Source organism: Nocardia arthritidis, from assembly GCF_011801145.1.
Classification (GTDB): Bacteria; Actinomycetota; Actinomycetes; order Mycobacteriales; family Mycobacteriaceae; genus Nocardia; species Nocardia arthritidis_A.
Genome location: NZ_CP046172.1, coordinates 7,051,137 through 7,064,381, shown reverse-complemented (window position 1 = coordinate 7,064,381; position 13,245 = coordinate 7,051,137). Strand labels below are relative to the sequence as shown.

At 66.3% G+C, this 13,245-nt stretch carries 18 protein-coding genes; 11 read left to right on the top strand and 7 right to left on the bottom strand.

Annotated elements, in window-relative coordinates; genetic code table 11:
- Positions 1–5: 5 nt before the first annotated feature.
- Positions 6–290 carry a YciI family protein gene (locus F5544_RS31825; protein ID WP_167476604.1) on the bottom strand — a complete coding sequence of 95 codons (285 nt, stop codon included), beginning with the start codon at positions 288–290 and terminating at the stop codon, positions 6–8.
- Positions 291–306: 16 nt separating this feature from the next.
- Positions 307–861 carry an amino-acid N-acetyltransferase gene (locus F5544_RS31820; protein WP_167476603.1) on the bottom strand — a complete coding sequence of 185 codons (555 nt, stop codon included), beginning with the start codon at positions 859–861 and terminating at the stop codon, positions 307–309.
- 262 nt (positions 862–1,123) lie between these two features.
- Between F5544_RS31820 and pgsA the strand changes: the two genes are divergently transcribed.
- The 5 genes from pgsA (at position 1,124) to pspM (ending at position 4,886) form a co-directional block, all read left to right on the top strand.
- Positions 1,124–1,780, top strand: coding sequence for a CDP-diacylglycerol--glycerol-3-phosphate 3-phosphatidyltransferase (gene pgsA / locus F5544_RS31815; RefSeq protein WP_167476602.1), 657 nt, complete (start codon positions 1,124–1,126; stop codon positions 1,778–1,780).
- Positions 1,777–2,271 (top strand): CinA family protein, encoded by a 495-nt coding sequence (locus tag F5544_RS31810; protein ID WP_167476601.1) that lies wholly within the window; start codon positions 1,777–1,779, stop codon positions 2,269–2,271. The genes pgsA and F5544_RS31810 overlap by 4 nt, the downstream gene beginning before the upstream one ends.
- 119 nt (positions 2,272–2,390) lie before the next feature.
- The gene (locus tag F5544_RS31805) at positions 2,391–2,849 is read left to right on the top strand and encodes a helix-turn-helix domain-containing protein (protein ID WP_167476600.1); all 459 of its coding nucleotides are present in this window, start codon (positions 2,391–2,393) and stop codon (positions 2,847–2,849) included.
- A 197-nt stretch (positions 2,850–3,046) separates the two neighbouring features.
- Positions 3,047–3,871, top strand: a complete 825-nt coding sequence (locus F5544_RS31800) for a PspA/IM30 family protein (RefSeq protein WP_167476599.1) — start codon at positions 3,047–3,049, stop codon at positions 3,869–3,871.
- A gap of 139 nt (positions 3,872–4,010) precedes the next feature.
- Complete coding sequence (gene pspM / locus F5544_RS31795; RefSeq protein WP_167476598.1) at positions 4,011–4,886, top strand: phage shock envelope stress response protein PspM; 876 nt, start codon at positions 4,011–4,013, stop codon at positions 4,884–4,886.
- A gap of 43 nt (positions 4,887–4,929) precedes the next feature.
- Here pspM and F5544_RS31790 read toward each other — a convergent pair whose 3' ends face one another.
- Positions 4,930–5,913, bottom strand: a complete 984-nt coding sequence (locus F5544_RS31790) for a hypothetical protein (protein ID WP_167476597.1) — start codon at positions 5,911–5,913, stop codon at positions 4,930–4,932.
- Positions 5,914–6,053: 140 nt separating this feature from the next.
- Positions 6,054–6,263 carry a hypothetical protein gene (locus tag F5544_RS31785; protein WP_167476596.1) on the bottom strand — a complete coding sequence of 70 codons (210 nt, stop codon included), beginning with the start codon at positions 6,261–6,263 and terminating at the stop codon, positions 6,054–6,056.
- A gap of 104 nt (positions 6,264–6,367) precedes the next feature.
- Here F5544_RS31785 and F5544_RS31780 point away from each other — a divergent pair, with 104 nt between their 5' ends.
- The 6 genes from F5544_RS31780 (at position 6,368) to F5544_RS31755 (ending at position 12,339) form a co-directional block, all read left to right on the top strand.
- On the top strand, positions 6,368–6,634 hold the full coding sequence (locus F5544_RS31780) for a Clp protease N-terminal domain-containing protein (protein ID WP_167476595.1): 267 nt from the start codon (positions 6,368–6,370) through the stop codon (positions 6,632–6,634).
- Positions 6,635–6,733: 99 nt separating this feature from the next.
- Entirely contained in the window at positions 6,734–7,183 is a 450-nt protein-coding gene (locus F5544_RS31775; RefSeq protein WP_167476594.1) for a putative glycolipid-binding domain-containing protein, read from the top strand.
- 101 nt (positions 7,184–7,284) lie between these two features.
- On the top strand, positions 7,285–7,548 hold the full coding sequence (locus F5544_RS31770) for a hypothetical protein (RefSeq protein ID WP_167476593.1): 264 nt from the start codon (positions 7,285–7,287) through the stop codon (positions 7,546–7,548).
- A gap of 220 nt (positions 7,549–7,768) precedes the next feature.
- Positions 7,769–9,547, top strand: a complete 1,779-nt coding sequence (locus F5544_RS31765) for a serine/threonine-protein kinase (RefSeq protein ID WP_167476592.1) — start codon at positions 7,769–7,771, stop codon at positions 9,545–9,547.
- Between the two features lie 106 nt (positions 9,548–9,653).
- Positions 9,654–10,436 (top strand): FHA domain-containing protein, encoded by a 783-nt coding sequence (locus F5544_RS31760; protein WP_167476591.1) that lies wholly within the window; start codon positions 9,654–9,656, stop codon positions 10,434–10,436.
- Positions 10,437–10,779: 343 nt separating this feature from the next.
- Positions 10,780–12,339, top strand: coding sequence for an asparagine synthase (locus tag F5544_RS31755; RefSeq protein WP_167476590.1), 1,560 nt, complete (start codon positions 10,780–10,782; stop codon positions 12,337–12,339).
- Here the strand turns inward: F5544_RS31755 and F5544_RS31750 are convergent.
- The 3 genes from F5544_RS31750 to F5544_RS31740 all read right to left on the bottom strand — a co-directional run bounded on the left by F5544_RS31750 (position 12,300) and on the right by F5544_RS31740 (position 13,233).
- Complete coding sequence (locus F5544_RS31750) at positions 12,300–12,722, bottom strand: lasso peptide biosynthesis B2 protein (protein WP_203217392.1); 423 nt, start codon at positions 12,720–12,722, stop codon at positions 12,300–12,302. The genes F5544_RS31755 and F5544_RS31750 overlap by 40 nt on opposite strands.
- Complete coding sequence (locus F5544_RS31745) at positions 12,719–12,976, bottom strand: lasso peptide biosynthesis PqqD family chaperone (protein WP_167476589.1); 258 nt, start codon at positions 12,974–12,976, stop codon at positions 12,719–12,721. The genes F5544_RS31750 and F5544_RS31745 overlap by 4 nt, the downstream gene beginning before the upstream one ends.
- A gap of 104 nt (positions 12,977–13,080) precedes the next feature.
- A complete protein-coding gene (locus F5544_RS31740) occupies positions 13,081–13,233 on the bottom strand; it encodes a lasso RiPP family leader peptide-containing protein (RefSeq protein WP_167476588.1) in 153 nt (50 codons plus the stop codon).
- Between the last annotated feature and the right edge of the window lie 12 nt (positions 13,234–13,245).

Genomic DNA, 13,245 nt, shown 5'->3' with positions numbered 1-13,245 from the left:
ACTTGTCAGGCGCCGGTCCAGCCGATTGTCGGAACCCACTCGACCACCTGAACGTCATCGATCACGTTCGCCTTGGCGAACGGATCCTCGGCGAGCAGCGCGCGCAGCGCCGCCTCGTCCTCGGCCCGGAAGATCAGCAGGGCGCCCGAACCATCCGGGTACGGGCCGCTGGTCAGCAGGCTGCCCGGCTCGACCAGACCGGCGAGCCAGGCCCGATGCTCGGGGCGATGGGCGTCCCGGCCCGGAATCGTCGCGTCGGAGTAGACGTAGTGCACGGCGAAAATCGGCATGGCGGATCGCTTTCGGTCAGAGGTTCAGCAGCATTCGAGTATTGCCGAGGGTGTTCGGCTTCACGTAGCTCAGGTCGAGGAATTCCGCGACACCGGTGTCGTAGGACCGGCACATCTCCGCGTACACCTCGGCGGTCACCGGGGTGCCCTCGATCTCGACGAAGCCGTGCCCGCCGAAGAAATCCACCTCGAAGGTCAGCACGAAGACCCGTTTCAGCTCCAATTCCCTGGCCACCGCGACGAGTTGGCGCACGATCAGCTTGCCGACGCCCTTGCCCTTGACATCCGGATGCACGGCCACCGTGCGCACCTCGCCGAGATCGGCCCACAGCACGTGCAGCGCGCCGCAGCCCACCACCCGGCCGTCCACCTCGGCCACCCAGAACTCCTGCACCGCCTCGTACAGCGTGACCAGGTTCTTCTCCAGCAGGATCCGGCCGGCGTACACGTCGATGAGTCGCTTGATCTCGGGGACGTCCGAGGTTCGCGCGCGTCGTACCACCGGAGCCGAACTGGGTTGCGCCGGATGGGTGTCGCGTGTCGAACCGCCTAACGGTCCCCTATTGGTCATGCGAGCACATTAGTCGGCGCGGCGGCCGCGCTCACCAGGCGGACCTGCGGTCGCGCGCGGGTCCGCCGGCGACTCCCGCCAGGCGAGTGCCCCACACCGGAGCTCGGCCCGGCGCGGGCTGCGAACAGGTCCGCCTATTACGCTGATCGTGTGCCGCACATCCAGTCGTTCCGCTCACCGCATCGCGCCGGGCAGCGCGACTGGATTCAGGGGCGGACATGAATCCGATCGTTACCGGACTGCATGCCAGCGAGGGGGAGGGATGAGCGTGCAGCCGGAGGAGATCGATCGGCCGTGGACCGAAACCGCTTCCGCGCATTCGGCATTCGTACCGACCGCACAGCCGGAGCCGACGGTCCCGCTGCTGAATATCGCCAATGTGCTGACGATGCTGCGCATCGCGATCGTGCCGCTGTTCGTGCTCGCGCTGTTCGCGGGCGGCGGGCATCAGACCGGTTGGCGGATCGCCGCGGCCGCGCTGTTCGGGCTGGCCGCCATCACCGACCGCTTCGACGGGCAATTGGCGCGCAAGTACGGCCTGGTCACCGATTTCGGCAAACTCGCCGATCCGATCGCGGACAAGGCGCTGATCGGCGCCGCGCTGATCGGGCTCTCCATGCTCGGCGATGTCGCCTGGTGGATCACCCTGGTGATCTGCGGCAGGGAGATCGGCATCACCCTGCTGCGCCTCGCCGTCGTGCGGCGCGGAGTGATTCCGGCCGGGCGCGGCGGCAAGCTCAAAACGCTGGTGCAGTCGCTGGCCATCGCGGTGCTCCTGTTGCCGTTGACGGGCGGATTCGCAACGGCCGGAACGGTTTTGATGTACGTTGCGGTGGTGCTCACCGTGCTCACCGGCCTCGACTACATCGGCCAGGCGGTGCGGGTCTGGCTGGCCGGACCACGGCGGCGCCGGATATGACCGATCCGCTCACCGCCGCCGCGCCCGCCGCCGAACTGGTGCGCGCGCTGGCCGCGGCCCGGCAGACGGTGGCCACCGCCGAATCGCTCACCGCGGGGCTGGTTTCGGCGACCATCGCGGGCGTGCCCGGCGCCAGCGCGGTGCTGCGCGGCGGACTTGTGGTGTACGCCACGGATCTCAAACACAGTCTGGCCGGTGTCGGCGACGAAGTGCTCCGGACGGAGGGTCCGGTGGCGGCGAGCACCGCCGAGCAGCTCGCGGTCGGCGCGCGAACTCGGTGCGCCGCGGACTGGGGTGTCGCGCTGACCGGTGTCGCCGGGCCGGATCCACAGGGCGGTCATCCGCCGGGCACGGTCTACCTCGGTCTCGCCGGTCCCGGCCACAGCGAGGTCATGCGGTTGAAACTGGCGGGGGACCGGTGGACGATCAGAATCGGCGCGACGAATTCCGCGGTACGGGAATTGCTGCGTTGCGTGCGGGATATGCGATAGGTGCGTCGGCTCGTCCGGGAACCATCCGGCCCGCGCCCGACGTTGTGCCAGAAAGGACGGCGTGCACGGTGTTGGCAGACACCGCGCGGGCCCGGTGAGTGGGAGCGAAGGAGAACGAGATGACGCTGCTGCGAGAGGCGATCGGGGACAGTCTGCGGCGTGCTCGTCTCGCCCAGAGCCGGACGCTGCGCGAGGTCTCGACCTCGGCGCGGGTCAGCCTCGGTTATCTGTCGGAGGTGGAGCGGGGTCGCAAGGAGGCATCCAGCGAACTGCTCGCCGCGATCTGCGAGGCGTTGGACGTGCCGCTGTCGCGGGTGCTCTGGGATGTGAGCACCATCATGGCGGGCGCCGACGGACTGCCGGTCCAGGACGAGCGTGCGGCCGCCGCACTGCCGGAATCCGCCGAGGCGAGCGAGTCCGAGGCGGCCGCGGTGGAGTCGGCCGATGCCGCTGCGGCCCCGGCCACGGCGACCATGTCGGTGGCGGACGCGGCCCCGCTGCCGCGCATCGCCGGTGACACCAGGATCGTCATCCCGGCGCCGAGGAACGACATGCTGGTTCTGGTCAGAAACAACTGAGGTCGCCGGAGCGGTGGCGGCCCGGGCCAACGCTGCGGACCGCCACCGAAAACGGCTAGATTCTCACTAGGCGTCTGTTGGGCCGGGTTCGCCCGGACCGGGTGCCACATGGTGGAGGATAGGCACATATGCGGGTGCGTGACGGTCGCGCACCCCGGCCGCGAACGCGGCACAGCAGATGGAGGCGGGATCAATCGATGGCTAATCCGTTCGTCAAGGCCTGGAAATACCTGATGGCCCTCTTCGATTCGAAGATCGAGGAGCACGCGGATCCGAAGGTTCAGATTCAGCAGGCTATCGAAGAAGCCCAGCGCCAGCATCAGGCCCTGTCGCAGCAGGCCGCTTCGGTCATCGGTAACCAGCGTCAGCTGGAGATGAAGCTGAACCGGCAGCTCGACGAGGTCGAGAAGCTGAATGCCAATGCGCGCCAGGCGGTCATGCTCGCCGATCAGGCCGCCGCGGCCAACGACACCGAGAAGGCGATCCAGTACACCAATGCCGCCGAGGCCTTCGCGGCGCAGCTGGTCACCGCCGAGCAGGCGGTCGAGGACCTGAAGGTGCTGCACGACCAGTCGCTACAGGCGGCCGCGCAGGCGAAGAAGGCGGTCGAGCAGAACGCCATGCTGTTGCAGCAGAAGGTGGCCGAGCGCACCAAGCTGCTCAGCCAGCTGGAGCAGGCCAAGATGCAGGAGCAGGTTTCCGCGTCGCTGCAGCAGATGGATTCCACGCTGTCGGCGCCCGGTACCACGCCGAGCCTGGACGCGGTGCGGGAGAAGATTGAGCGTCGGTACGCGAATGCGCTCGGCGCCGCGGAACTCGCGCAGAACACGGTGCAGGGTCGCATGCTCGAGGTGCAGCAGGCCAGCATTCAGATGGCCGGGCACAACAAGCTGGAGCAGATCCGCGCCTCCATGCGCGGCGACGCGCTGCCCGCGGGCGGCGGGCAGCCTTCGATCAACCCGGCGCAGGCGAACCCGGCCGGCGCGCCGCAACTGAACAAGGGTCAGGCCGCCCAGCAGTAGCGATTCGCGTTCGGCGTGATTTTGTCGGTGGTGGCTGGTTCACTGGACGGCATTACTTCGCGGACCCCGGCGGGCCGGCCGTCGGCCACGCCGGGTTCCGGGACGTCCGAGCCACGCGCTACCGGTGGGAGATGAAGGCATGACCGACAGGCAGTCGCGGGGCCGTCGCAAGGGGTCGGCGCTCGTGCGCGCACAGGCCGCGCTCGCCCAGCAGCCGGGCACCCTGCCCGAAAGTCTGTTGGAAATGGGCGAACACGCCCTCGTCGCGGTGCGCAAGTGGGCCGATCCGCGGGAGCGCGAACTGCGCAGGCGGCGGCGGGCCCGCCGCCGCAGCTTCCAACTCGGCACCGCCTCCGGCATCACCACCGTGGGAACCGTTGGGCTGATGATCGTTTCGGCCCCGGCCTGGGCGGTGGTCGTGGTCGGCGGCGGCGCGGTCGCGCTGGTCACCGGCACCGCGCTGAGCGCCCGCCGCTATCTGCAGTTACGCAGTTCGCCCCTGCCGCAGGCCGCGTTCATACCGCGCAAACGGCCGCCGCTGCGTTCGATGGCGCGCGGTTCGATCGATCGGCTGTTGCGCGCGGAGCGGGCGCTGCATGGGTTGAGCACCCAGATCGCGCGGTCGCGTCGCCTGCCCGTCGAGGAACTCACCGAGATGGTGGAGACCGCCGCCTCCGGCGCCAACGCCCTGCACGCGCTGGCCGCCGATATCGCCGCGATGGAACAGGCGCTCGGCATGGTCGGCCGCACCAACGCCGACGCGGCCGCCGCCCTCACCGGCAACGTCCGGCTCACGGTCACCCGCCTGGACGCTGGCGTCACCGAATACGAGCAGGTGGTCGCCGCCGCGAGCCGGATCCTCGCCGTCCCCGAAAGCGCCGTCCTGGCACATCAATTCGACGGAATCGTCGCCGAACTCCGTCACGCCGCGGACCGCCTGGACGGCTGGGCCCAAGCCCTCACCGAGGTCGCAGACCGCCCTGTGCACGCCCAGATCCCGTTGCGGGAGCATTAGTTCCGGGGGATGTCGCGCATTCCGCACTGCGGGACATCGTTGTTCACGTCGGTGGTTCAGGTGGCCGAAATTGGCCGGAGTACGCTAGTCGGTCGATGCCGAGGCCGCTGATGAGCAGCCGTTCCTTTCGGTTTCCGAGTAGCTTGCGGGTCCAGTCGACGAACCCTCCGTCGCCGACTTCGTGCCTGCGGTTCGCGGCCACGACCGCCACTCTGAAGCAGAACCCGTGGTAGTAGCCTCGCCCGGTGGTGCGATGTGGGTCATCGATCACCACGATCCCCGGGCGAGGAGACAATTCCGCGGCGATTGTTTCGGCCACGGCGGCGAACTGCTCCTCCAGACAGGTAAGCCCGATTTCGACATGAGCATTCTCGATGCCACCGACCGCATCCACCATGAAACGCAAATGCTCGAGTGCGTGGTGTCGTTCGAATGCCGAATTGCCGATATCGCGGCCTGCGGAGACGACGCCCGCCAGGGTGAAGTGCGCGAAACTCGCCTGCCCAGCAACCGGTTGGGCCCGCACGACCCGTTGGATCGCCGCCAGCCGGACCACATCGGCCGACCGGGCGTCCTTCGACAGCAGATGCGCTCGTCTGACCGCCGCTTCGAGCGCGAGCGCATTGGTCGGGTCGGCAGCGACCTCGGTGCCTCGGATAGCCGAGATCACTTTGTTCTGATCGACGGTCGCCGGTACGGAATTGGTGCCCAGCGGTGCGACAGGCGACAACGTCAAAAGCTCGAATTCGCTTGGCAGCGCCGACAAGACGCGATGTTCGGTATCCCGTAGCAACGGAAACGGAGTATCGGCTGGGGAGACGAACCGATCCGCACGGTAGCGGCGCAGCAATTCCGGCGCGGTCTGCTTGCGTGCACGTCGCCGCATGACCTCCAGCAGCAGCGTTGTCAGATCGGCCCCGGCCAGATTCACCAGCGAATCCAATGTGGCCCGGCCGCCGACCTGGGTCAGCACTCGCCGCAATGCCGCCGAGCTTGCGGCGCCGCCTTGCTCCACACCATCGGACATCGCTCGATTGTCCCCGGGCTCACCGGCATCGGCGACCGAATTCCGATCCGTCGGTTCAACCAGTGACTCGAATGCCTTATCGGCAAACGTGTTTCGACGGCGTGCGGCGGAGAATCGGATCGCGGCGGTCGATGGGCCGGCTATACCAACTCGACCTCGTCGAATCCGACCGTCAGCCGGTGTCGCCGCTCCCGCAGGACGTTTCCCTCGCGGTGGACGGTGCCCTCGGCGAAGTCGATGCGCAGCTTGGCATTACGGATGTCGACCTCCCGTACCACCGCGCAGATACCGTTGAACGGCCCGTCCGGGAAGTAGACGACATCGCCTGGTCCGTACTCCGTGAACTCCACGCCGCCACAGTAATTCATCTTCCGATGGGTTGGCGGGTGCCGCTCGCTCGCGCGGCCATGGATGATCGATTACGTCACAATCTATCCGAAGGGGAGTGGACGTAATGACCGAAGATCTGTTCAAGCCGAACGTCCGGTATACCCCACGCCTGCGAGCGATTCTGCTGGCCGCCGAGACCGAGGCCGCGAACCGCGGCTGCGACTTCGTCGGTGTAGAGCACGTGCAGTTGGCGATCCTCGGCGACCCGTGGGCCATCCCGACCCAGGTGATCGCCCGAGAAAAGGGCCGGGTCGACAAGATCGCCGCGGATCTGCGCGGAGTCCTGGATTCCGATGGGTACAAGGGCATCAAGCCTCCCCCAGAGAGTTGACCCGGCCACCGGCCGCGGTAACACTCGCCGTTCAACACGGATGAACGTTCGCAATCCGATTGCGGCGGCGATCGATTGGGCTGGGCGTTAGTCTCGGGCGTGCGAACATTCGTGTGGCAGGGGATCGACGAGCCGCGGATGGAGATCGTTCAGGTGGAAAGCCTGGATCGTGCCCGCGGAACACAGATCGGGTTGGTGTATGAACTGCGGTGGGAGCTCGCCGGTTCGGAACTGACCGTCGACATCGGTGACGGGCCGGTGCGGCATCGGCTCGATGGGGCCGACTTCTTCGATCTACAGCATTCGGCGTTCTTCAACTCGCTGCCCGTGATACGCGACGGACTGCTGTCGGACGTCGTGGCGCGGGACTACACCATGCGTTACGTCTCCGTCCCAGATCTGACATCCTGTCTCAACGCGCAGCGCTACGCTCCGCGCGGCAACGGCGTAGTCGGCTACGTTTCGGGTGACTACCGCGCCGAGATCGAATTCGACCGGGACGGTTTCGTCACCACTTATCAGGACTATTTGCGGCGGCTGCATCCGTGATCGAGGAACGGTTCGGGACCGCTCCCTGGCGAATCGGGGAACCTGACTGCGCGGGTACGGGAAACGTGCCTGGCCAACAGGTTCACGATAGGAGGGTTCTGATGAATATTCGATCCAAGGCGGTGTTGACAGGTTTATCGGTGTTCGGTCTTGTCTGCGGTGGGGCGGCCATGGGGCTGTCGACGGCCGCGGCATCGACGCAAGCGGTGACGATGCGGGCGGCGTATTTTCTGGGCCCCGCCGACGACGATGATTTCCCGGAGTGCACGCACATCGGACAACTGGCCGATGTTCAAGGGAGAACATGGTATTGCGACATCAATCCGCTCACCCGGGAAGTGATCTGGCGGTTGAAGACGGACTAGCCGTTCCGGAGGCGTTGTGCGGCAGTGATACTCGCCTCTTGCCCGTGATCGGGTCGGAATTGGAGTGTGTGGCGTAACCGATGCCCACCAGAGGGGGATGGGCATCGGGTTTTCGCCGGACGCCGGGATCCGCCTCGAATTCCTTTGGCGGATTTCCTTTCTGACCGCTGAGTTCGGGCATAGGGTGGGCACTGTCGAGTTCGCGTCGGACGGAGGGCGGGTGCGCGTCGGTCAGCTGATCACCGATCGCTATCGGCTCAGTGAGCAGCTCGGCTCCGGTGCGCACGGCGTCGTCTGGTGTGCGGTCGACGAGCAACTGGACCGTGTTGTCGCTCTCAAGCACGCCTTGGTGTCCGACAGCTCCGACGGTGGCGAGCTGATAGGCCGCCTCGAGCGCGAGGCCAAACTGCTCGCGCAGCTGAATCATCCGAATATCGTCACCGTATTCGATCTCGTCCGCGCCGATGGCCAGTGGTGGCTGGTCATGGAATATGTTCCCGGGCACAGCCTTCGGGAACTCGGCCCGCTACCGCTGCGCCGGGTGGCCACCATCGGTGTGCAACTCGCGCACGCCTTGGCGGCGGTGCACGCGGCGGGCATCCTGCACCGCGACATCAAGCCGAGCAACGTTCTGGTCACCGATGACGATCATGCCAAACTCGGCGATTTCGGGGTTTCTCGCGCCGTGTACGCCGACGCGACGCTCACCCGCACCGGCGCGTTCACCGGAACACCCGGATATATGGCCCCGGAGGTCGCCTACGGGGCCGATCCGGGACCGGCGTCGGACGTATTCTCTTTGGGCGCAACGCTGTTCGCGGCGATAGAGGGGAATTCGCCGTTCGGTGATTCCGATAACCCGATGGTGCTGATGCGGCGGACCGCGCAGCGCGATATCTCCGCGCCCAGCCGTGCCGGCGCACTGACACCGGTCCTGTCGGCCATGTTGCGGACCAATCCGGACCGGCGGCCGACGGCCGACCAAGCACGAACCCGGCTCGCCGAGGCCGCCGCGCATCCTTCGTTGCTAACCCAGCCGCGGAATATCCGGCATTCGAAAACCATCATGCTCGCCGTCGCCGGGGTTTTCTGCGCTGTGGCCGTCGCGGTCTGGATCGTGCTCGCAGGATCGCAGCACGCAACCATCAGGAAACCGACGACGGTGATGGGCGACCCGCGCACCGCCGACCCCTGCATGCTGGCCGACCCCACGATATTCGACCGGTTCGGCGGTCACGTCGAAAAGGACGCGGACGGAGGCAATTTCAACCGCTGCGACCTGATTCTCACCTTGCCGGGCGGCGGCAAGGTCGATACCCGGATCGAGTTGCAGAATCCATCGCCGCAACCCCCGTCGGGGCGGGTCGAGACGGTCGGCGAGATCGGTGTGCTGCGGTTGCCCGCGCAAGACAACAAGTGCGAGCGGACCGTACTGCTGCCCGATCGATACGAAATCGCCGTTGGCGCCGTCAGGGCGCGTGCCGGGCCGATGGATCTGTGTGCGATCGCGGATGCGGCGACCGCGACCGTCGTGGATGTGGCCTCGCGCGGTGCACTGCCGCGACGGACCGCCCTGCCGCCCGCCGAATCGCTGTTCCATACCGATGCCTGCGCGCTGCTCGACTCGGAGTCGTTGTCGCTGTATCCGGGCGTGGAGGCCAGGCGCCCGCAGATCGGATTCGGCAACTGGGAATGCCGGTGGACCAGCAGCACCACCCCTGGCTCACTGCTGGTGCGATTCGATCGAAACGACCAGGTGAATACCAGTAATGGACAACCCGAACCGCTCGCCGGACATGAGGCGTATGTCGCGCCCGACGGCTACGGCGACAGCACCTGTCAGGTCACCGTCGTGCACCGCACCTACACCACCGGTAATTCGGCCGAGGCATACGAGCTCGCGCTCGTGGTGATCACCGGTCCGCAGCCGCCCGAGCGGCGCTGCCAGGTCGCCACCGCGATCGCGACCGCTGTCGCGGCGAAACTGCCCGCCCATTAGGCGCATTCGCTCCGGCCGTGCGCGGTCTGTGGACGGAGCGCCAATTGGGGACCGGTCCCGAATCACCCGGAATATCATCGGGTTTCGAACCCGTGAGGAGGCCGATATGAGCGAGTTTCGGCAACTGGCCGGGAACGACAGCGGTTTGGCATTCGGCGTGCCGGACTCGGCTCCCCACACGATCTACGTGCTTGCGCTCACCGGCGGAGTCGCCACCGGGCCCGCGCCGGGACGACGAATTCGGTTCGGGCGCAATCGACCCGAGGTCGACGTATGCGTCGGCGGCGACGACCGCAAGATCAGCCGCTGCCAGGGGCTGCTGACCCATCACGAGAATCGTTGGTGGGTCCGCAATCTCGGACGCCAACCGCTTCGGCTACCCGGCTCCCGCATGCTGTTCGGCGGCGAGGACCCGCTGCCCCTGGACACCGGCTACACCCCGATGTTCATTCGCGGGTCCGGCCGCCGCGAACATCTCCTCGAACTGTATGTGACCGGCGCCGATACGTCCCGGACCGGTGTCGGCCCCGCCGACCCCACCGATCCACCGCGAACGTGGCGGTTCTCCGATACCGAGCGCCTGGTGCTCATCGTTCTCGCCCAGCGGTACCTGCTGCAGGAGGCCTATCCGCAGCCGATGGCGTGGAGCCAGGCGGCCATTCACCTCGACGATCTACAACCCGACGCCGGATGGACCGCCAAACGTGTCGAGCACGTTGTCGAGAAGGTCCGGGCCCGCCTGTCCGCGAAGGGCGTCGCGGGCCTGACTCGCGAAGAGGTAGGTGAACCGGTCGGCAATACCTTGAACCACAACCTGATTCGCGAACTCATCGACAGCACCACCCTGATACCACCGGATCTACGGCTGCTCGAATTTCGCGACGAATGACGGTCCGGGACCGGTCCCGGACCGTGTGTGGTTTGTTGTCCGGGTAACGGACCGCGTCGATCGTGGGGGTACCGCCGTGTTGAAAGAATCCCTTCCGTCGTTCTTCCTGGTGATGCCGGATTGTGCGCTGCCACAACGGGTTACGGCCAGGATCGGTGGAATACCGATCCTGGTGAGGCATCCCTCCGGTCGACCGTGGATTGTCGGGACGGTGCCACGGGACCAAGTGACGGTTCATGCCGAGGGACGGCGTCGCCTGGCCCTGCTGGGAGCTACCACGGCGACACCCGAAGACCTCCGCCGGTTATGTGAAAGTTCGCGCGGCATACCGGATTTCGAGAAAGTGTCGAACCGCTTCGCGGGCGCCTACCACGTGGTCGGCTCGTTCGAGGGTCGCGTTTACGCTCAGGGCTCGGCCAGCGGGGTGCACCGCGTGTACCACGCCGCCGTGTGCGGAGTCCGCGTGCTGAGCGATCGGATGGATATGCTCGCCGAACTCGCGGGTTTGCCGCCGAACGACACCGCGGTGGCGATGCGGCTGGTGCGCGGCCTTCCGTATCCGCTTTCGGAAGTCCCGTTGTGGTCCGGGATCACCGCGGTCGCCGCCGACGACTGCCTTGTGGTGGAGACCGACGGCCACGGGTGGGCGACCAAGACCTGGTGGCGGCGTCCGGATCCGGTGTTGTCCCGCGCCGAGGGGGCGGCGCGATTGCGGTCCGCCCTCGCGGACGCGACAGCGGCCCGAGCCGTGGGCGGACTCATCACCTGCGATCTCTCCGGTGGGCTGGACTCGACCCCGCTGTGCTACTTCGCTGCCCGGAGCCCGTCCGGAGTCATCGCGAAAACCAGCTACAACGACGATCCCGGCGGTCGGCAGGACCTCCTGTGGGCACGTAAAGCGTTGGCGGTCATGCCGGGTGTGCGTGAGCATGTCGTCGAGTCGACGAACGACATGCCGGACTTCTACGGTGGATTGCTCGATATCCTCGATCGTGTCGATGAGCCGACGCAGAGCCTGTTGTGCGCACCGCGCATCGAACATCAGCTCCGATACGACAGCGCGCGTGGCGTGGCAGTTCATCTCAACGGGCTCGGCGGAGACCAATTGTTCTGCGGCTCATCGAGCTGGGAGCATTCCCTCTTCCGCCGCAAACCGCTGTCCGCTTGGCAGCGCGCGCGTGCCGTGCAGCTCGCCGAGGGACATTCACCACTGGCCACGCTGCGCGCACTGTGCGACCGAAGCGGTTACGCGGCATGGTTGTCCAGAAGTATCGAGGATGCGCTCGACGGGCGGGCACCCGGACTTTGCGGCTGGTCCCTGACGCCCCGATTCCCCTCTTGGCTGTCGGCCGCCGCCAAGGACGCGTTGCGCGAGGCGATGCTGCGCGCCGTGCGTGACGCGGACCCCCTCGGAGTGAATCGGGCTGAGCACCATGAACTTTCCGAGATACGGGACGCGGCAAGGGTAGTTCGGGGGAGCGCCCAGTTGGGTGCGCGGTTCGGGGTGAGCCATCAGGCGCCGCTGCTGGACGATCGGGTCGTGGAAGCCTGTCTGTCGGTGCGGCGGGAAGAGCGGGTGACCCCGGTCGAATGGAAGCCGCTCATGAAAGAGGCCATGCGTGGTCTGCTACCGGACGAATTCCTCCGGAGAGTCACCAAAACGGATGGAACCGGACAGGTGATGCGGGGGTTCAACGCTCACCGGCACGATATATCGACCTTGTGCGAAAGCTCCGGCCTCAGCGAATCAGGTCTGATCGATATGGCCGCGTTCACGGCGGCAGTGAACCCGAAGGGAATGGAACTGCCGGATACATTGATGAACGAGTTCACGAACCTCGCGCTGTTCATCAGAAATCGGGATCAGTTCAGGGTTTTCGGGACGGTGAACAGTTTCCGATAGTAGCGACTGTCCACCGGCTCGCCGACGATCTCGCCGTCGGCCTCGATCCAGGCGTGCGCTCTGAAAGGCGGGGCGGCGACGACACCAATGCACAGCGTCGGCCGGACACCCCGCGCCCGGCACACCAGCAAGACGGCGATCGACCGGGGCAGGCAGGCGTTATGGGCACGGCAACGCGGACTGAACGTCAGAATCTGATTACGGGCGAGCGCAGCCTGTTCGTAGCTTGCCGGCGGTGCCGTCGCGACAACCCTACCGAGCAGGGCGCGAAGGCGATTCGGTGACTGTTTACTCAGGATCCTGGCCGAAGTCAGTGCGAGCGCCATGATGATCTTGCCGCCGAATCCCGTGTACGCGGGGGCTTCTGGCAGGACATAACTCATGACAGGAGTCCCCGCTCGCGCAATTGGTCGATCGCGCCGCGAACATCGGCCATGGCGGTCCGCTCGTCGATATCGAACCTACTGACGATCCGCCGCGCCGCCTCCTCGGCGTCGCCGCCGCCTTCGAGGACGTCCAGTAGCAATGCCGCCGTCGGATTGGCGTGCCAGTAAAGACTTTTCGCCTCGTCCAGCATGACCCGCCCGTACTCGGTATCGACGTAGGAAATGCTCTTCTTCAATGCGCCACTGCTCACGAACGCCTCCGAAGGTGTTGAAGTACAGCGCACTCCGGATTCCCCGCATGGAGAACCCGGAGTGTTCGCAATCGTGTTCACAGGTAGCTGATCGACGAAGTCCCTCAGCTGTTCGGAGGATAGGAAATCACGTACGGGTACTGAACTTCGGCGAGGTTACCCCAGGTGTTCATCGCCGTTTCGGTGTTGAAATCCCCGAGTTCGACAATGGCCGGGGCCTCGTATGTCTGCTTGGCCTGGACTGTTTCGCCATTCATTTTTACCTCCCG